This is a genomic window from Desnuesiella massiliensis (genome assembly GCF_001403615.1).
Lineage (GTDB): Bacteria > Bacillota > Clostridia > Clostridiales > Clostridiaceae > Desnuesiella > Desnuesiella massiliensis.
The window spans coordinates 79,738-98,145 of the sequence record NZ_LN879451.1 but is presented as its reverse complement, the minus strand read 5'-3'; the positions used below and the strand labels follow the sequence as shown (position 1 = coordinate 98,145).

The 18,408-nt window shown below is 33.1% G+C and carries 17 protein-coding genes and 1 other annotated feature; of the genes, 10 read left to right on the top strand and 7 right to left on the bottom strand.

The window, feature by feature from the left end; translation table 11 throughout:
- The first annotated feature begins 38 nt into the window (after nucleotides 1–38).
- The gene (locus tag BN2665_RS01155) at nucleotides 39–1,139 is read left to right on the top strand and encodes a sensor domain-containing diguanylate cyclase (protein WP_055665285.1); all 1,101 of its coding nucleotides are present in this window, start codon (nucleotides 39–41) and stop codon (nucleotides 1,137–1,139) included.
- Between the two features lie 271 nt (nucleotides 1,140–1,410).
- Here the strand turns inward: BN2665_RS01155 and BN2665_RS01150 are convergent, their stop codons facing one another.
- Nucleotides 1,411–2,445 carry a DUF3048 domain-containing protein gene (locus BN2665_RS01150; protein ID WP_055665284.1) on the bottom strand — a complete coding sequence of 345 codons (1,035 nt, stop codon included), beginning with the start codon at nucleotides 2,443–2,445 and terminating at the stop codon, nucleotides 1,411–1,413.
- Between the two features lie 392 nt (nucleotides 2,446–2,837).
- On the opposite strand from BN2665_RS01150, the gene nrdD reads away from it, so the two are divergent.
- Nucleotides 2,838–4,961, top strand: a complete 2,124-nt coding sequence (gene nrdD, locus BN2665_RS01145; RefSeq protein ID WP_055665283.1) for an anaerobic ribonucleoside-triphosphate reductase — start codon at nucleotides 2,838–2,840, stop codon at nucleotides 4,959–4,961.
- 8 nt (nucleotides 4,962–4,969) lie between these two features.
- Complete coding sequence (gene nrdG / locus BN2665_RS01140) at nucleotides 4,970–5,491, top strand: anaerobic ribonucleoside-triphosphate reductase activating protein (RefSeq protein ID WP_055665282.1); 522 nt, start codon at nucleotides 4,970–4,972, stop codon at nucleotides 5,489–5,491.
- 33 nt (nucleotides 5,492–5,524) lie between these two features.
- On the opposite strand, the gene BN2665_RS01135 is transcribed toward nrdG, so the two are convergent.
- From BN2665_RS01135 to BN2665_RS01125, 3 genes are all read right to left on the bottom strand, one after another.
- Complete coding sequence (locus tag BN2665_RS01135; protein WP_055665281.1) at nucleotides 5,525–5,737, bottom strand: LPXTG cell wall anchor domain-containing protein; 213 nt, start codon at nucleotides 5,735–5,737, stop codon at nucleotides 5,525–5,527.
- Nucleotides 5,738–5,798: 61 nt separating this feature from the next.
- Complete coding sequence (locus tag BN2665_RS01130) at nucleotides 5,799–6,107, bottom strand: hypothetical protein (RefSeq protein WP_055665280.1); 309 nt, start codon at nucleotides 6,105–6,107, stop codon at nucleotides 5,799–5,801.
- A gap of 23 nt (nucleotides 6,108–6,130) precedes the next feature.
- Nucleotides 6,131–7,051: an alpha/beta fold hydrolase gene (locus BN2665_RS01125; protein WP_195892640.1), complete on the bottom strand. Its 921-nt coding sequence runs from the start codon at nucleotides 7,049–7,051 to the stop codon at nucleotides 6,131–6,133.
- Nucleotides 7,052–7,311: 260 nt separating this feature from the next.
- On the opposite strand from BN2665_RS01125, the gene BN2665_RS01120 reads away from it, so the two are divergent.
- The 3 genes from BN2665_RS01120 (at nucleotide 7,312) to BN2665_RS01110 (ending at nucleotide 11,700) form a co-directional block, all read left to right on the top strand.
- Entirely contained in the window at nucleotides 7,312–8,799 is a 1,488-nt protein-coding gene (locus BN2665_RS01120; RefSeq protein WP_055665278.1) for a leucyl aminopeptidase, read from the top strand.
- A gap of 81 nt (nucleotides 8,800–8,880) precedes the next feature.
- Nucleotides 8,881–9,957 carry a M24 family metallopeptidase gene (locus BN2665_RS01115; protein ID WP_055665277.1) on the top strand — a complete coding sequence of 359 codons (1,077 nt, stop codon included), beginning with the start codon at nucleotides 8,881–8,883 and terminating at the stop codon, nucleotides 9,955–9,957.
- A 15-nt stretch (nucleotides 9,958–9,972) separates the two neighbouring features.
- Complete coding sequence (locus BN2665_RS01110) at nucleotides 9,973–11,700, top strand: phospho-sugar mutase (RefSeq protein WP_055665276.1); 1,728 nt, start codon at nucleotides 9,973–9,975, stop codon at nucleotides 11,698–11,700.
- 241 nt (nucleotides 11,701–11,941) lie between these two features.
- Here BN2665_RS01110 and asnS read toward each other — a convergent pair whose 3' ends face one another.
- Nucleotides 11,942–13,333, bottom strand: coding sequence for an asparagine--tRNA ligase (asnS, locus tag BN2665_RS01105; protein ID WP_154674834.1), 1,392 nt, complete (start codon nucleotides 13,331–13,333; stop codon nucleotides 11,942–11,944).
- 200 nt (nucleotides 13,334–13,533) lie between these two features.
- Nucleotides 13,534–13,788: a binding site (T-box leader), on the bottom strand.
- 112 nt (nucleotides 13,789–13,900) lie between these two features.
- Between asnS and BN2665_RS01100 the strand changes: the two genes are divergently transcribed.
- From BN2665_RS01100 to BN2665_RS01085, 4 genes are read left to right on the top strand one after another with little or no spacing between them, the layout of a single operon-like run.
- The gene (locus BN2665_RS01100) at nucleotides 13,901–14,335 is read left to right on the top strand and encodes a cytochrome b5 domain-containing protein (protein ID WP_055665274.1); all 435 of its coding nucleotides are present in this window, start codon (nucleotides 13,901–13,903) and stop codon (nucleotides 14,333–14,335) included.
- Nucleotides 14,328–15,209, top strand: coding sequence for a hydrogenase small subunit (locus tag BN2665_RS01095; protein WP_082435751.1), 882 nt, complete (start codon nucleotides 14,328–14,330; stop codon nucleotides 15,207–15,209). Before BN2665_RS01100 ends, BN2665_RS01095 begins: the two co-directional genes overlap by 8 nt.
- 21 nt (nucleotides 15,210–15,230) lie before the next feature.
- On the top strand, nucleotides 15,231–16,640 hold the full coding sequence (locus tag BN2665_RS01090; protein ID WP_055665273.1) for a nickel-dependent hydrogenase large subunit: 1,410 nt from the start codon (nucleotides 15,231–15,233) through the stop codon (nucleotides 16,638–16,640).
- Nucleotides 16,637–17,083: a hydrogenase maturation protease gene (locus BN2665_RS01085; protein ID WP_055665272.1), complete on the top strand. Its 447-nt coding sequence runs from the start codon at nucleotides 16,637–16,639 to the stop codon at nucleotides 17,081–17,083. Before BN2665_RS01090 ends, BN2665_RS01085 begins: the two co-directional genes overlap by 4 nt.
- Nucleotides 17,084–17,140: 57 nt before the next feature.
- Here BN2665_RS01085 and BN2665_RS01080 read toward each other — a convergent pair whose 3' ends face one another.
- Nucleotides 17,141–17,839, bottom strand: a complete 699-nt coding sequence (locus BN2665_RS01080) for a metallophosphoesterase family protein (RefSeq protein WP_055665271.1) — start codon at nucleotides 17,837–17,839, stop codon at nucleotides 17,141–17,143.
- Nucleotides 17,840–17,965: 126 nt separating this feature from the next.
- Nucleotides 17,966–18,289: a hypothetical protein gene (locus BN2665_RS01075; protein ID WP_055665270.1), complete on the bottom strand. Its 324-nt coding sequence runs from the start codon at nucleotides 18,287–18,289 to the stop codon at nucleotides 17,966–17,968.
- Between the last annotated feature and the right edge of the window lie 119 nt (nucleotides 18,290–18,408).

Here is an 18,408-nt window from a genome sequence, read left to right as displayed (position 1 = left end):
CTGTTAAAGAAATATAATTTTCTTAAGAGGTGTTAGCGTTGATAAAAGAGTATTTGATAATTATATATTCTATTGTGGTTATATTGATTATTTTTATTCAAATGTTTAATATAAAAAGGCTAAAGAGCGAATCAGAAGCAATGAAAAAGCTGAAAAAGGACATCTACTTTCTATGTGAAAATGTGAGTAAGGTTGAAACTAAGGAAGAAGTATATTCTCTTATGTTAGATGCTGCAATAAGATTCGTTGGTAAAGCTGATAAAGGTAGTATTCTCATATTAGAGGATGACGGAAATTTTTACTATAAAGCTCTTAGAGGCTATTCCGATGAATTATATAAAATTCATTTAAAAAAAGAAGAAGTCTATTTATATAGATGTAATAAATTTAAAGATACTGCTATAATTCAAGAACCATTAAAATTTAATGAGCACACCAATAGTGTTGAAACCACAAATTTTTTTAGAAGTATAGGTGCTTTGGATATATATAGTACTATAAGTTCACCTATATATGTAGATGAGAGGCTTATTGGAATGATGAACATAGATATATCTTCAAAAGATAAGGTTTTTGACGAAGAGGATATGAGACTTATAAAACATATAAAGTATGAAATGGAATTAGCCTTGAAGAACTTCTTGGTTCAAGATAAATTAAAATATATGGCTACTCATGATGAGCTTACTAATTTATATAATAGAAGAAGCTTTAAGATGCTTCTAGAAAATGAGATAAAACAAATAAATTCTCAAGCCTACAATTCTATATTAGTTCTAATTGACTTAGATGATTTTAAAAATATTAATGATACCTATGGTCATAATACTGGAGATAAAGCTTTAGTTTCATTTTCTAAAGTTCTTATAAACAATATTTCGAAAAATGATATTTGTGCTCGAATGTCAGGAGATGAATTTGTAATAATTTTTAGAAACTCTAATGAAGAACAGGTAAGAAAAACACTGAATCAGGTAAGGCAAACACTGCTTAATGAGAAGATCGGTTCTGAGGTTATATCCTTCAGCTATGGTTTTTGTAATATAGATTATAATGAAGGACTAACCATGGATGATATGCTAAGTATAGCGGATAGAAATATGTATGAGGACAAGAAGAATAAGTATTGTAAAAGATAGTAAATAAAAGTTGCGACGCAACTTAAGAAAAAAGCGACAGAAGTCGCTTTTTTCAATTCACAGTTCACAATTCACAATGCACAATTATGGAGGATTTTTCTCCGCTGCTCTACGAAAAATCTATAATTATATTTTAAAGTGGCTACGCCACTAAAAAAGTCGTGGCTAAGCATTAGCAAGCTTTATAAATTCCCAATTTTTTCGTAGCGTTAGTGGAGAAAAAATTTCCTCCATTGTGAATTGTGCACTGTGCATTGTGCATTAATAAAAATTACTTTATGTCCACCATATTATTCTTGTCAATTATATTCCACCAGGTATTTCCTTCTGATAAGGGAACCTCTTTGCCCTCTAAATCCTTTAATATAGTAGGGGAGTCCAGGCCTTCTCTAAACCAATTTATCCTTTGATATTTTCCATTGCTTATTACATAGCCTTCTCCCTTTCCTACAAGAGGTATATCTACATGAATTTTATCTTTATTTAGGGTAATTGAGGTTTTTTGTATAACGACATTTTTTACTGCCACAGGCTCGTTATAGGCCTTATCTATAGTTTTAACATTGTCCATATATTTCATATACCTGCCATCTTGAAATTCATAATGGGTGTTATAGAATCTATTTAAGGTTAATTTAACCATATTAGCCTTTGGTAAAGTGTCATTTCCCCAATATTCACTGTCAAATTTGATCTTTACATTTTCTTTATTAGTATAATTTTTCTTTTTAATAAGCTCAATCAGTTTTTCTGAGGATGTATAAAGATTATGAGGGGCTTTTCTAGTCTTGTCCCGCCAATAATAGGAGCCATTTGTCATTTCATTTAGGCTTATAAGATTTTGAGCTTTAATGGAGTTTAATGCATCTTCACTTCCTCCGCAATGGGCAAAAGGGAGCTTAAATTCCTTAGATATATCTATAAAGTAAGAACGGGCACTCCGAATAGGTCCAATTTCTTTAACCGTATTTTTTTGAAATAGTGATATGAATCTAGGTATTCCTCCTTCGGCCATAGTTTCGAAAGTGAAGTCAGCCTTAGAAATACCAGACTGAGGACGCGAGTCTGTTGAATTTTCTATAATAGCCATAAAAGCAACTTTATCTGCATTTTCCTTAGAGGTCTCCTCACCAGTGTAGGGTAAGAAAAATTTTTGAATTTGATTCTGTTTTTCATAACTAGAGATATTTTCATTGAAAGTAGGTATAGTGTCATCTAAGGAGGGCACAGATTTTTTTCCGATATTACAAGAAGAAAAAGCAATACTAGCAGTTACTAAACCAATTAATAAAAGTTTATTTTTCATAATCTCCTCCATAGTATAGGGAAACAACTTTAACTTTTGAATTATACATATATTATAGCGGCTTAAATATACTATTTTGGAATATGTATAAACTTAATTTTTGTAAGTGTTCCCTATATACATTGTACTAAAATAAGAACAAATCTATTTATATATTATATGGATTATAAAAGGATTTATTCTATATAAGTTAATTAATGGTATTTATATCGTTATTTAAATTAAAAATATTTCTGTCAACAGAGATAGGAGTATAAAAAACTTCAAAAAATAGAGTTAGTAAAACCTAAAAAAGAATATTATTCCTAAAATAAGAAAATGAAAATTGCTAATAAATTTTTTCTAAAGTATAATTACTGAGTACAAGATATAGTGCGTTGGAGGGTTTGTGTATGCTACATGTTGTGAAGAGAGACGGGAGAGAAGATGAGTTCAACTCATTGAAGATTTCTGAAGCCATTAAGGGGGCTGCGGAAGAGATTTCCTTTCATTTGAAAGAAAGTGAAGTTATGGAATTGACTCAAAGGGCTGTAAAGTCTATTGAGGAATTAGAAAGAGAAAGAGTAACTGTTGAAGAAATCCAAAACTTGGTAGAGAAAATTCTTTTACAAAACGGTCATAGGTCTATTGGAATAGCTTATTCTAATTATCGTAAGGAAAGAACTAAAGTAAGAGAGATTAAGTCAGATCTAATGAGAGCCATAAGGCAAATAGGAGTAGAGACGGATAGGGACAACGCCAATGTAGGAAATAATTTTAGTTCAAAACTTTTAAGGATAGCTAGCGAATCAAATAAGTGGCATAATTTAGCCTGTATGCCTAAGCATTTAGCAAAGGCTCATGAGAATGGAGATATTTACTATCACGATCTGGATAGTTATAATCTAACTACTAACTGTCTACATATACCCACAAAAGAAGTACTGGAAAGAGGCTTTAATACCGGCTACGGAACTATTAATAGGCCTAGAAGGATAGAGTCTGCAGCAGAATTGTCCTGTATATTACTGCAATCTACACAAAATGATATGTTCGGAGGACAGTCCCACCCAGACTTTGATAATGATATGGCGGTGTTTGTAGAACCAACTAGACAAGAGATAAAACAAGAGTTTATGGAACTAGGTGTCAACGAAGAAAATATAGATAATTTGGTAGAAAAGAAGCTTGGTAAGACTATAAGTCAGGCTATGCAAGGCATAGTATACAATCTAAACACCATGCATTCTCGTGCAGGGTCACAGGTGCCTTTTTCTTCTATAAACTTAGGAATACCTTTTTCAAAGGATGCAGCTTTAGTCTGTGAAAAGTTCTTGTTAGAATATGAAAAAGGCCTTGGAAAAGGGGAGCAGCCAATATTCCCTAATATCATTTTCAGAGTTAAAGAGGGAATAAACAGAGAAAAAAATGATCCTTATTACTATTTATATGAGCTTGCCTGTAGAGTAGCGGCTAAGAGAATGAATCCAACCTTTATGAATATGGATTCAGATTTTAATAAGGTTTACTTTGATAAAGGGGTAATCCCCGCCACTATGGGGTGCAGAACCTACATAATGAGCAATATAAACGGAGAGCCAGGTACTAAAGGAAGAGGAAATATTGCTCCAACTACTATCAACTTGCCAAGGATAGGAATTTTAGCTAAGGGCAATATTGATAAATTCTTTGAATTGTTATTAAATAAGCTAGAATTAGGTAAAGAGGCTTTATTACATAGATATGGTGTGTTAAAGCATCTAAAGGTTAAGGATTTACCTTTTGTGGCAGGTCAAGGACTTATGAAAGGGTCAGAAGGCTTAACTCCTGATGATTCTATAGAACCAATTTTAAAGCAAGGTACCTGGTCCATAGGCTTTATAGGATTAGCAGAAACTTTAACAGCCTTAACAGGTAAGCACCATGGAGAAGATGAAAACTCAAGAGAGTTAGGCATTAGAATAATATCCTTTATAAGAGAATATACAGATAAATTAACTCAAGAGACTAAGTTGAATTGGAGTACTTATGCTACGCCAGCAGAAGGCTTAAGCGGCAGGTTTATACTTCAAGATAAGAAAGTCTTTGGAGAAATAAAAGGTGTTACAGATAAAGATTACTATACTAATGGTTACCATGTGCCTGTAGGCTATGCTATATCTATTAAGGATAAAATTGATATAGAAGCTCCTTATCATAAACTATGTAATGCTGGACACATAACCTATTTAGAGGTAGATGATTGTCCAAATGGCGAAGCTATTATGAGAATATTAGATTACTCTTACAAGCACACTAATATAAGCTACATAGGCATTAATTTCCACATAAGATATTGTAGAGATTGTGGTACTTATCTTCAAAGCGGAGATCAAAAGTGCACCTTCTGTGGAAGTCATAATATTCAAGGAGTATCAAGGGTAACTGGATACCTTAGTTTAGACGAAAGATTTGGACCAGGAAAATATCATGAAAGAGAAGATAGATTAACTCATACCAATAATCAGCCTGGTTATAGAGATTATATATCTAGATAGGTGAGGGTATGGAGGATAATAATAAAGCTATAAGACTTTCGGGATTAATTCATGAAAGCTTAGTCAATGGACCTGGAATAAGAAGAGTATTTTTTTCACAAGGATGCCTACACAATTGTAATGGATGCTTTAATCCAGAAACCCATAACTTTTCCGGTGGAGAGCTATTTGATATGGATAAATTGATTGAGGATGTAAGAGTTAATCCTATGTTAAGTGGCATAACCTTTAGTGGTGGAGATCCCTTTGAGCAGGCAGATAAATTTGCTTATTTAGCTGAAGCTTTTAAGGCCTTGAGATTAAATATATGGTGTTATACAGGTTATACTTTTGAGCATATAATAAAGAACATTGATGATAAACCTTCTTGGAAGGCTCTTATGGAATGCATAGATGTATTAATAGATGGAAAATTTGATGAAGAGGAAAAGGATGAAACTCTAAAGTATAGAGGATCTGGCAATCAAAGAATCATTAATGTACAAGAAAGTTTAAAAAGTGGTAGAGTAATAGTTGAAGAGTTTAAATAGAAAAAAGACTTGGCGATAAACCAAGTCTTTTTCCTATCTATCTTTATTTTGTCTTTTCAAAGAAGTAACACCCACTATTGTGAAGATAGAACCTAGTAAAAGCAAGCTATTCATATTTATAGGGGAACCAGTCTCTGGAAGTACAGCCTTGTCTTTAGGTTTCGCCATTGTGGAGAGTTCAAAAGTTCCTACTTGAGCTGGATAACCAGCTAGTCCCTCTAAAGACTCTCTAGGTATCACTAACATATATTTACTGTTATATTGCAATGATTTTTTAGGTCTAATTATTAAAGATTTATCTTTAATTTCAATTAATCTCTACTATGGTATCTACGGATTTACCATTAGTATCTACTATGGTTATCTCATTAAATTTATCACCCTTTTGCAGCTCCTCATTGAAATACATAGTGATTACTCCATCTACCGGAAGGTTATCATAGCCAAAGGGTTGTCTAGGGCCAGGTCCTATTGTATTCTCTGCAATATTTATTTCTAAATTAGTTTTTTCATTAGCGTTAGAACTTTCTTCCACTTTAGTTATAGTGGAGTAATTAAAAAAAGTTAAAGACAGAGAAAGCGCTAAAAATGTAATAATTCTTTTCATTTTTCTCATAACAAGACCTCCTTGCAATAAAATTATTGACTTGTAGCTAAGAAAGAAATAACCTGTTCTAAAAATAGCTCCTTAGCTTCCATATGGGGATAGTGGCCTACTTGATCAAATATCACTAATTTGCTATTTTTTATATCATTATTAAACTTATAGGCATCATCAAGAGGAATAGAAGGATCTTTATCCCCCCATAGAATCAAGGTTTTGCAGGTAAGCTCTTTTATATAAGGAGCTAGGCTGCCACTATCGCTATCTTCGTTAAATTTTTTTAGCACTTTACCCGGAATCTTATTATTAAAATAAAAGTCTCCATCAAAAATATACTTATCAAAGGTGGATTTATTTGAAAAAGCCTTTAAGTTCATAGATATCTGAGGTATATAGCTGACAAATACTTTCTCTAAAATAAAGGGACTTAAGTTTAGATTTTTTACTTTTTTATAGCCAGCACTATCTACTAGTATTAAGGACTTAATATCCTTTGAATAATAGTAAGCCATATTAAGAGCTACTTCTCCACCCATGGAATGGCCAAGTACACTAAAGCTTTCATAGCCCTTCTTTTTCATTAATTTATAAAGGGTAGAGGCTATATTTCTTTTGGTATAGTCATAATTTAATGGTTTATCTGATTGGCCAAAGCCAGGTAAATCTACGGTAATAATTTTATTCTTTTTTGATAAAGGTTCAATTATATTGTTGAAGTCTAAGGAAGAGGCTAAAAAACCATGAATGAGTAGCAAGGGCTCTCCTTCTCCGTATTCCTTATAATAGATATTAACACCATCAATATTTAGTAGGGAAGAATTTTCAAGTTTGTTCTTAAATTCTCTATTTATTTTTAATTCAAAATAGATATTTAACATTGTTATAGATAGAATTAATAATACTAAAATTAGGGATAGAGTCTTAAAAAGTCTTTTTATAAATTTATATGAAATCATAAGGCAAATCCTTTCTATAAAAATAAATGGAAATAATTCGATATAAGGTAACATAATAATATTTTACAACCTATTGAAATAATATTCCATATATAAAAGTGTTGACTATATAAATTTAAATGTATACAGTTTTATATGTTATTAGATAAGAATTTTTAAATGAGAATAATTTTACGTATTGGAATATTGCTAATTTTAGATTATACTAAAGGTAATAATTTTATTAAAGAATGAATTTCAAATTTTTTTGAGGTGATAATATGAATTTTTTAGTTAGAACAGGACAAAGCATAGAAGCAGATGTATTAGTTTATCCTATATTTATGGAAGACGCTTTAGATAATTTAAGCCAAGATTTAAAAACTGTTTTTGAAGGTTTAAAAAGTAAGGAGAGATTCAAGGCAGAGTTAGGACAGGTATACCTTTTTTCTGAAAGGTTACAAGGAGAAATAAAAGATATTATTTTTGTAGGTTTAGGTAAAAAAGAAGAATTAAGTGCTGAAAAGATTAGAATAGCCTTGGCTAATGTATTAAAGAAAGGAAAGGAGCTTGGAATAGAAAGTATAGCAGTTCAAGCCATAAGCTCTGATAAGCTTTGCTTTAAGAGGACAGTGAAGGCCATGGTTGAAGGTATGGCTCTAGCAAATTACAAGTTTGATAAGTATAAAACCGATAGAAAAGAAGGTAAGTTAAAAGAAATTTACATACTCAATGTAGTTGAAGAGAAGGTTGAAAAAGCTGAAAAAGCTATAAAAGAGGCAGAAGCATTGGTAGAAGCTACTCTTTGCGCTAGGAATTTAGTAAATGAGCCCGCTAATGTAATAACTCCAAAGGAATTAGGAAAGAAAGCTAAAGCTATAGGTAAAGAGGCTGGCTTTGAAGTAGAGATATTTGATGAAAAAGAAATAGAAGCTCTAGGCATGAAGTCCTTCTTAGAGGTGGCAAAGGGTTCAGATAATGCCCCGAGATTTATTGTTATGAGATATTTTGGAGATGAAGATAATAAAAATGATATACTAGGGTTGGTAGGGAAAGGATTAACTTATGATTCAGGCGGATACTCTATAAAACCAACAGATGGAATGGTTACAATGAAGAGTGACATGGGAGGAGCAGCAGCTGTAATAGGAGCTATGAAAGCTATAGCAGAGACCAAGCTTAAGGCTAATGTGGTAGCAGTAGTGGCGGCTTGCGAAAACATGATTTCAGGTAAAGCATATAAACCAGGAGACATAATATCTTCCATGGCTGGAAAGACTATAGAGGTATTAAATACCGATGCTGAAGGAAGACTAACTCTTATAGATGCAGTTCATTATGTTATCGAAAAGGAAAAAGCTACTAAGGTTATAGACGTAGCTACTTTAACAGGAGCAGTATTGATTGCTTTAGGAAATACTACTACTGGAGTAGTAACAAATAACGAAGAGTTCTATAATGATCTTCAAAGGGCTTCAGAGCTTTCAGGAGAGAAGTTCTGGCAATTACCAGCTTTTGATGAGTATAAAAAGTTAATAAAATCAGATATAGCTGATTTGAAAAATATAGGCGGAAGACATGCAGGAACTATTACTGCAGGACTGTTTATAGGAGAGTTTGTACAAAAGAAACCTTGGCTTCACCTTGATATAGCAGGTACTGCTTGGGCGGATAGTGATAAGGATTATATAACTAAGGGAGGCACTGGTGCCCCAGTTAGAACCTTATACTATTTAGTAAAAGAAAAGAATAGTTGTTGTAACAAATAATTTTTTAAATATGAGTAAGTTGAGCTTCAGGGATATTTTTAATATTTCTGAGGCTCTAATTTACAAAAGGAGTGTGAATCGATGAAAGAAAAAAGAGTTCTTAGAATTATTGAAAATATGCAAAAGCATAATTTAAAGCAAATGATAGTTACGTCACCAGCTGCTATATTTTATTTGACTGGAAAATGGATAGAACCAGGAGAAAGATTACTAGCCCTATATATAAATGTAGAAGGAGATAAAAGGCTTTTTATAAATGAGCTTTTTCCTATTGATAAAGATGAGGATTTAGATTTAATAATATATAATGATGTTCAAGATCCTATTAATATAATGAGGGATTTTATTAATAGAGACCAGATTCTTGGCATAGATAAAAATTGGCCTTCTCATTTCTTGATAAAGTTTATGGAGAATAATATAGCTCCAGGCTATGTAAATTCATCCCCCATAGTTGACAGGGTAAGAATGATAAAGGATGAAGAAGAAATAGCTCTTATGAGAGAAAATTCAAAGATAAATGATAGGGTAATGAGTAAATTAGTAGCTCTTATAGCAAAAGATTATGATGAAAAAAAAATCTGTGGAATTCTCTCAGAACTTTATGAGGAGGAGGGAGCTTCAGGATTCTCTTTCCATCCGCTTATAGCTTATGGTAAAAATGCAGCAGAGCCCCATCATGATTCAGATAAAAGCAGACTATCTACTGGGGATAGCGTAATATTAGATATAGGAGGCAGGAAGGATAACTACTGCTCAGATATGACTAGAACTGTATTTTATAAGGAACTAAGTGATGAAGCTAAGAATATATATAATATAGTTTTAGAAGCAAATTTAGAAGCTATAGATAAGGTAAAGCCAGGGGCTAGGTTCTGCGATATAGATAGAGCTGCCCGAGGGCTTATAGAAAATCATGGTTATGGGAAGTACTTTACTCATAGAACAGGACATAATATAGGCATTGAAGTTCATGATTTTGGCGATGTAAGTGCTGTCAATGAAGATATAGTTCAGCCAGGAATGATATTCTCTATCGAGCCAGGAATTTATTTGCCTAATAAATTAGGGGTGAGAATAGAAGATTTAGTACTGGTTACAGAGCAAGGAGTAGAGGTGCTAAATAGCTATACTAAGAAGTTACAGGTTATAGAATAATAGGGAGGCTTAGCTATGGATTATAAAAAGATATATGAACAGTGGCTAGAAGATGAATATATAGATGAAGCTACTAAAGAAGAACTAAAAAACCTTGCAAACAACGAAGATGAAATTCAAGATAGATTTTATAGGGACCTGGAGTTTGGTACCGCTGGGCTTAGAGGTAAATTAGGCGCTGGTACTAATAGAATGAATATATATAATATTGCAAAGGTTACTCAAGGCTTAGCAGAATATATAAAAGAGAAGGGTCAAGAGGCCATGGATAGAGGAGTAGCCATAGCTTTTGATTGCAGACACTTTTCCAAGGATTTTGCTAAAACCGCAGCTCTCGTGCTATGTGGCAATGGCATAAAGGCCTATTTATTTGAAAATTTAAGACCTACACCAGAGCTTTCTTTTGCAGTAAGAACTTTAAATACCATATCAGGTATAGTGGTAACTGCTAGTCATAATCCAAGAGATTATAATGGATATAAAGTATACTGGGAAGATGGTGCACAAATTTTATCTAGTATAGCAGATTCTATATTAGATAAAATAAAAGGGGTAGAAAATTTAGGTCAAGTTAAAAAACTAGATGAAAAAGAAGCCTTAGAAAAGGGCTTATTAAAAATTTTAGGAAAGGAAATGGATGATAAATACCTAAGTAAGGTTAAGGGGCTAGCTATAAGAGAAGATGTGGATAAGGATATAAAAATAATTTATACTCCTTTAAATGGAACAGGCAATATGCCTGTTAGAACGGTGCTTAAGGATAGAGGTTTTAAAAATATAATTGTAGTGCCAGAGCAAGAAAACCCAGATCCTGATTTTACTACGGTGGGATATCCTAACCCAGAGGATACCAAGGCATTTAAATATGCTGAGGAATTAGGAAAGAAAGAAGGGGCAGAACTGCTCATTGCTACGGATCCGGATTGTGATAGATTAGCTATAGAGGTATTAGATAAGTCCACAGGAGAATATGTAGCCTTTACAGGAAACCAAACAGGAGCAATTTTAATAAATTATATACTATCAGGCATGAAAGAAAAGGGAACCCTTCCTGAAAAGGCTGCTATAGTTAAATCCATAGTTACTGGTGATTTAGGCAAAAAAATTGCAGAGGATTATGGAGTAAAGACTTATGAAGCCCTTACCGGTTTTAAAAATATATGCGGAAGAATACCTGAATTTGAAAGAACTAAAGAGGCTAATTTTGTATTTGGCTATGAAGAGAGCATAGGCTATGTGACAGGAACCTTCGTAAGAGATAAGGATGGAGTGAGCTCAGCTATGCTATTATGTGAAGCTGCTGCTTACTATAGAAAACAAGGTAAAACTTTATTAGATGTTTTACAGGATTTATATGAAACTCATGGATATTACAGAGAAAAGCAAATATCTCTCATATTAGAGGGTATTGAAGGTAAAGAGCGTATTGACAGAATGATGAAGAGCTACAGAGAAGCCTTCCCTGAATATATTAATGAGATAAAGGTAGAAAAGTATATAGATTATGAAACAAGGGTTAATTATAATCTTCAAACAGAAGAAAAGCTTCCTGTAGACATACCTAAATCCAATGTTTTAAGATTTTTCTTAGAGGATGGAAGCTGGTATGCTGTAAGACCTTCAGGCACAGAACCAAAAATAAAGCTATATATTTATACCATAGGGGCAAGCTTAAAGGAAGCGGATGATAAGATAGAGATGATTGAAGGAAAGGTACTTTCTAGGCTGGAGGAAGTAAAATAAAAGGAAAGATTTTTTGTAATGCACAGTGCACAATTCACAATGCACAATGGAGGAAATTTTTTCTCCACTAGCGTTACGAAAAAATTATAAAATAAAAAGCAGAGCTTGAGCTAAATGATTAGCCCAGCTTTGCTTTTTTAACATACCTAAATTAAAGATTTTTCGTAGAGTAGCGTAGAAAAATCCCATTAATTGTGAATTGTGCACTGTGAATTGTGAATTAAAAAATGCCTTGCATTTTTTAAAACTCTGCAGTTTTTGGTGTTCTTGGGAATGGTATAACGTCTCTTATATTTGATATGCCAGTAATGTACATTATCAATCTTTCAAAGCCTAGACCAAATCCAGCGTGTTTTGTTCCACCGTATTTTCTAAGTTCTAGATACCACCAGTAATCTTCTTTGTTAAGACCAAGCTCTTCTAGTCTCTTTTCAAGTACATCTAGTCTCTCTTCTCTTTGGCTTCCGCCTATGATTTCACCAACTCCAGGCACTAGACAATCCATAGCTGCTACAGTCTTTCCATCATCATTTAATCTCATGTAGAAGGCTTTTATCTCCTTTGGATAGTCAGTGACAAATACAGGTTTTTTAAATATTTCTTCAGTTAAGAATCTCTCATGCTCTGTTTGAAGATCAGTGCCCCATTCTATAGGATAATCAAAGGTTTTTCCTGATTTCTTAAGCAAATCTACAGCTTCCGTATAAGTTACATGAGCAAATTCTGAATTTACTACATGATTTAATCTATCTAATAAAGTTTTGTCTATAAAGCTGTTAAAGAACTCCATTTCCTCAGGAGCTTTATCCATAACATACTTAATAACATACTTTAACATATCTTCAGCTAATTTCATATCGTCTTTTAATTCTGCAAAAGCTATTTCAGGCTCTATCATCCAGAATTCAGCTGCGTGTCTAGCAGTGTTTGAATTTTCGGCTCTAAAAGTAGGTCCAAAGGTATATACCTTTTGGAAGGCTAAAGCAAAGGTTTCAGCCTCTAATTGACCACTTACTGTTAAGTTAGTTTCCTTTCCGAAGAAATCCTCAGAATAGTCTACTTTTCCATCCTCTGTCCTTGGAGGGTTTCCTAAATCTAGAGTGGAAACTCTAAACATTTCTCCAGCGCCTTCAGCATCACTTCCTGTTACTATTGGAGTGTGAGTGTAAACAAAGCCTCTTTCTTGGAAGAAGCAATGAATAGCATGAGCAGCTAAGGATCTTACTCTAAAGGCTGCGGAGAAGGTGTTGCTCCTTGCTCTTAAATGGGCAATAGTTCTTAGATATTCCAAAGTATGTCTTTTCTTTTGTAGAGGATAGTCTGGAGAAGAAAAACCTTCTACTACTACATTTTCTGCCTTGATTTCAAAAGGCTGCTTTGCTTCTGGAGTAGCCGCTAAAGTTCCTTCTACTATAAGGGAAGAGCTAATGTGAAGTTTAGAAATCTCCTTAAAGTTTTCTAAATCTTGTTCAAAAACTACTTGCAGGTTTTTGAAGAAGGTTCCGTCGTTTAACTCAATAAAGCCAAAGGCATTAGAAGCTCTTAAAGTTCTTATCCAGCCAGCCACCTTTACTTTTTTACCAATATAAGCTTCACTGTTTCTGTAAAGCTCTTTAATATCAACAGTTTTCATGATATCATTCCTACCTTTCCTTATAAGGCATCTCCCAAAAAATAACTAGTCAGTCTACTCGTCTATTTTGCGTAATACTGCGTCCACTATTAATGGAACCTGTGTCCTTGCCTTACACAAAATATACTTCGCATCTTTGGCTATTTATTTTTTTTACGATGCCTAATTAATTTTTTATAAATAAAAAAAGCCCTACATCCCCAAGGGACGAAAGACTATACTCCGCGGTACCACCCAATTTGTCTATAAAAAGACCACTTTATCAGCACATCTTAATGCTGCTCAATGCATAACGGTTTGACTCCGTCTAAGCCTACTAATCATAGTAAAACAAACTATGGATTTCGGTTAGAAACTCAGAGATGTTCTTCAATATAAGCATCGTACTGGACTTTCACCTTAACCAGCTCGCTGAAACTACATCTTATAGCTACTCTTCTCTTCACAGTTTTTATATTTAAAATTATTATATTATATTTTACACCAATTAATTCAATAATGCAAATATATTTTTAAAAAGTTAATCATATAACTATTTAGTAGATATAATTATTTGGAGGAATAAATGTGTTTGATGTAAATGAGCAATTATTAATTAAATACAATGAAATAACAAAGATAAAATATTTAATGACTTTAAATTTTAAAAACCCTGTCTATGATATGTATAGAAAGGTTTTAAATGATAAGTTAGCAGAGGTTCAGTTAATAATTGAATTTATAGAGCTAAAATATAGCTCCAATAATTTTAGAGGAGTGAGAGAGTCATTAAAGAAATTTACTTTAAAAGATTTAGCCTTTTATGATGGCTCTAATGGAAAACCAGCCTATGTAGCCATTAACGGCAAAGTTTATGAAGTTACCAATGAAGCTACTTGGGGTGGAGGCACTCATTTTGGGCTAGTAGCAGGAAAGGATTATAGTAAGGAATTTAATAGTTGTCATGAAAATAGCAATATATTGGGAAAGTTGCCCTTGGTAGGTGATTTGATAAATGGATAATAGAAATAAATGTTGTAAGGCTATGGATGAAGTGGTGGTAAAGATTAAGGAAAAATGTAGGGAGATTACCAAGGATATGAAAGAAGGAAAATATCGTAAGATGAACCTTATATGGTTTGAAGCTAATGGGTGCTCAGGAAATATAATATCTCTTTTAAATGCTTCAGACCCCGAGGTTGGTTACTTTCTGAAAAATATGGTTAATATTACCTACGAAAATAGTATAATGTCAGATCAAGGACAAAGAGCTTATGAAAAATTTTTAGATACTCTTAATACGGAATTTATTTTAGTAGTAGAGGGGGCAGTATCCTTAAAAGATAATGGAAAATATAATATTGTAGCTACCTATGATGATGTAGAAATTACGGCGAAGGATGCTATAAAACTAGCTTCGAAGAAAGCAAAATATATTTTAGCGGTAGGCAACTGTGCTGCCTATGGAGGAATTAGTGCTGCAAGCCCCAACCCCTCAGAATGCATAAGCCTGCCAGAATATATAAAGGATAAATGGGTTATTAGACTACCAGGATGCTCTTGTAATCCCTATTGGGTGGTAGGTACCATAGGAGAGCTAATAACTAGAGGGCTTCTTGAGATTGATAAGGACAATAGGCCCCTAGAGTTCTATGGCAATACTATCCATGATGCTTGCCCTAGGAGGGGATATTTTGAGAAAAAGATTTTTGCCAAGGCTTTAGGAGATAAGGAGTGTATGCTGAGACTGGGGTGCAGAGGGCCAGTAACTAGGGCCAATTGCCCTATAGTGGAATGGAATGACCATTCTTCTTGGCCTATAGGAATAAATACGCCTTGTATAGGCTGTACAAATCCAGGGTTTCCAGATAAAATGGAACCCTTTGTAAGATATTAAAAAGGGTTTAGGAGAGTTTTTATGAGTGTTAAATTAAACATAGATCCTTTAACCAGAGTAAGTGGTTTTTTAAAGATAGAAGTACAAGTAGAGAATAATAAGATAATAGATGCTAAATGCACTGGCTCCATGTTTAGGGGCTTTGAACTCATGTTAAAAGGCAGAAATCCCTTAGATGTTATATATTTTACTGAGAGAATATGCGGTATATGTTCTACGGCTCACTCCTATGTATCTTCACAAGCTATGGAAAAGGCCATGGGAGTAAAGGTTTCTAAATTAGCTATGTATATAAGAGATTTTATCCATGGTGCTGAATTTTTACAAAACCATTTAAGGCATTTTTATTTGTACGCTTTGCCAGATTATGTACGTGGACCAAGAATAAGTCCAGTTTATAATGAAAGCTTAAGAGATTACAGACTTCCAGAGAATATAGAGCAAAGAATTAATACGAATTATATAAGAGCTTTAGAAATGAGTTCTATGGCTCACCAGATTTTAGCTTTATTGGCAGGAAAGGCTCCTCATAATCATGGGATTTTCATCGGAGGGGTTACAAGTAACTTAGATGCAAATATCATATTTACTGTAGAACAAAAGCTTAAAACCATCTCAGATTTTATAGAGCATAATATGCTGATGGACTTACATGACATAGCAGAGTATTATAAGGACTATTTTACTAAAGGCAGTTCTGGCAATAATTTTCTAAGCTATGGATTGTTTGATAACTATATTGAAAAAGATATATTTTACGTAAAACCCAGCGCAATGATTAAAGGACAATTAGAAGGCTTTAACGCTGATTACATTGATGAAAGCATAAATAATTCTTGGTATGAAAAAGACCCTAAGGGAGATATATCAAGTGATAGGAATAAAGAAGGAGCTTATAGTTTTGTGAAAACTGCCCGCTATAAGGATGAAGCTATGGAAGTAGGGCCACTAGCTAGAATGATATTATCCGGTGAATACAAAAAAGGAAGTGCTTCTATGGATAGAATAGTATGCAGAGTGCTTGAAGTAAATAAAATAGCTATGATAATGCAAAATATTTTAAAGCTTATAAAAGAGAGTTATATATCAGCAAATAGTCTAGAATTTAAAATCTATGAGATACCAAGTATTGCCAAGGGAGAAGCTCTTAGGGATACTACCAGAGGAGCCTTAGGTCATTGGTTAACCATAGAAGATAAGACCATTAATACCTATAATATAATAACTCCTAGTGTGTGGAATCTTGGACCATCAGAATCTCCAACAAAGTCCTTGGGTATAGTAGAGAAGGCTTTAATAGGAACTGCTATAGAAAATATAAGTTCTCCAGTGGAAGTAGGTAGAATTGTAAGGAGCTTTGACCCATGCATATCCTGTGCTACCCATATATATGGCAATAATTTTATGGACATAGAGTACAACATAATATGAGAACTATTAAGGTTATAGCCCTAGGAAATATCTTAATGGGGGATGACGGGGTAGCCATAGAGGTAGCTCAATATCTGATGAAGAACATAAATTATTCCAATATAGAAATTCTAATTGGAGAGACAGATGTGGATTATTGTATAGAAAACATAAATGAAGAGGACTTTTTAATTATCCTAGATGCTACATACATGGGACACCATGTGGGAGAACTATCATTAATAAATCTAGAGAGCATCAAAGAAGATACTCTGCTAAAGGAATCGCAGCACAATTTAAACCTTTTAGATTTGCTTAGTATATATAATAAAAATAACAAAGGCTACTTTATAGGCATAAAGGTTAAGGACATAGATTATAGAATAGGCCTCAGCAAGGAAGTAAAATATAGATTTAAAGGGATTTGTGAAGATATAATGGCGCTTATATTATATTTTGCTTAGGAAAACATTGGTTAAATTTTATTAGGAGTGGACATAAAAATCTCACTCCTAATTTTCTTACTCTATGCCAGACTTGTACGAATGTATAAGTATCTCAGGGAAGTTTTTCATTTGCATATCCTTTACTGTCTTGCCATAGTTATAAGGTATTTCTATAATGCTTGTCTTAATACCACTTTCCTTATCTATATCAATCAATGCATAAGTGCAATTTGGTCTTCCTATCTTTGGCTTGCCCACACTGCCATCATTTAATAATATCTTGTTACCATAATTTTTTGTATAGGGTATATGAGTATGAGCACATACTAGCATATCGTACTGTAAATTATTCATTACTTCATTAGCAGCATCACTGCCTTCAATCATATATTCATTTATTGCTCTTGGACTTCCATGAACAAAATGAAGAGTTTTGTCAAAGAATTTTAAGGTTAAACTTTCGGGGAGGTTTTCTAAGTAAGCCTTATTTAATGCCCTCAATTCTTCTACTGTCCAAGGTAGTGAAAAGCTATTTACAGAAGTTTCTCTTATATAGCTGAATTTATTTTCTACCACAGAGGTATCATAATTACCTTTTATACATAGGATTCCCCTTCTTCTTATAAGGCCTATGACTTCATTAGGGTGAGGACCGTAACCAACTAAATCTCCTAGGCATATTATAGAATCCACATTTTGCTCATCTATATTTTGTAGTACCTCCATCAGTGCATATAAATTTCCATGGATATCACTTATAACTGCAATTCTCATATTTTTACACCCCTGTTTTGAAAGATTTCTTAGTATTTTTATTATATCACCATGAAAAAAAGATTAAAAATAAAATATAATAAAAAAGCTTATCTTCTCAATTTAGAAGATAAGCTTTTAAATTTACTATTTATGCGTAGCCTCTTTCTTTTCATCGCCTGCACCTCTAGTAGGAACAGTAGAGGCAATGAATCCAACTAAGATGGACACTAGTGCAGGGGCAGCTATATTTACATAAGCTATATAACGAGTTTTATAAAGTACTAAGGCTGTAAGCACAGTGATTACTACTGTGGCTACAAATATGTATAATACATATTTGGCAAAGGAGCTCATAAGCTTTTCATAGATTCTATGGCGAGTTGGGCCACTTATTATGTTTTTAAAAATAAAGAAAGAAATCAATATTATAACTAAATTTGCTCCTGAGGATATTAAAAAATTTTTCATACAATACACCACCTAACTAAGCATTAACTTATTTAGCTATAGTATTGGCTATTTTTTAAAATTTTACGCAAATATTAATAATTTAATAGCATAAATTTTAAAAAATATATGTAAAACCA

Bases quoted from the DNA above. Each gene is read 5' to 3' on its own strand.
- BN2665_RS01150 (WP_055665284.1), bottom strand. From the start codon at position 2,445: ATGAAAAATAAACTTTTATTAATTGGTTTAGTAACTGCTAGTATTGCT.
- nrdD (WP_055665283.1), top strand. From the start codon at position 2,838: ATGCTACATGTTGTGAAGAGAGACGGGAGAGAAGATGAGTTCAACTCA.
- nrdG (WP_055665282.1), top strand. From the start codon at position 4,970: ATGGAGGATAATAATAAAGCTATAAGACTTTCGGGATTAATTCATGAA.
- BN2665_RS01135 (WP_055665281.1), bottom strand. From the start codon at position 5,737: ATGTTAGTGATACCTAGAGAGTCTTTAGAGGGACTAGCTGGTTATCCA.
- BN2665_RS01130 (WP_055665280.1), bottom strand. From the start codon at position 6,107: ATGAGAAAAATGAAAAGAATTATTACATTTTTAGCGCTTTCTCTGTCT.
- BN2665_RS01125 (WP_195892640.1), bottom strand. From the start codon at position 7,051: ATGATTTCATATAAATTTATAAAAAGACTTTTTAAGACTCTATCCCTA.
- BN2665_RS01120 (WP_055665278.1), top strand. From the start codon at position 7,312: ATGAATTTTTTAGTTAGAACAGGACAAAGCATAGAAGCAGATGTATTA.
- BN2665_RS01115 (WP_055665277.1), top strand. From the start codon at position 8,881: ATGAAAGAAAAAAGAGTTCTTAGAATTATTGAAAATATGCAAAAGCAT.
- BN2665_RS01110 (WP_055665276.1), top strand. From the start codon at position 9,973: ATGGATTATAAAAAGATATATGAACAGTGGCTAGAAGATGAATATATA.
- asnS (WP_154674834.1), bottom strand. From the start codon at position 13,333: ATGAAAACTGTTGATATTAAAGAGCTTTACAGAAACAGTGAAGCTTAT.
- BN2665_RS01095 (WP_082435751.1), top strand. From the start codon at position 14,328: ATGGATAATAGAAATAAATGTTGTAAGGCTATGGATGAAGTGGTGGTA.
- BN2665_RS01090 (WP_055665273.1), top strand. From the start codon at position 15,231: ATGAGTGTTAAATTAAACATAGATCCTTTAACCAGAGTAAGTGGTTTT.
- BN2665_RS01085 (WP_055665272.1), top strand. From the start codon at position 16,637: ATGAGAACTATTAAGGTTATAGCCCTAGGAAATATCTTAATGGGGGAT.
- BN2665_RS01080 (WP_055665271.1), bottom strand. From the start codon at position 17,839: ATGAGAATTGCAGTTATAAGTGATATCCATGGAAATTTATATGCACTG.
- BN2665_RS01075 (WP_055665270.1), bottom strand. From the start codon at position 18,289: ATGAAAAATTTTTTAATATCCTCAGGAGCAAATTTAGTTATAATATTG.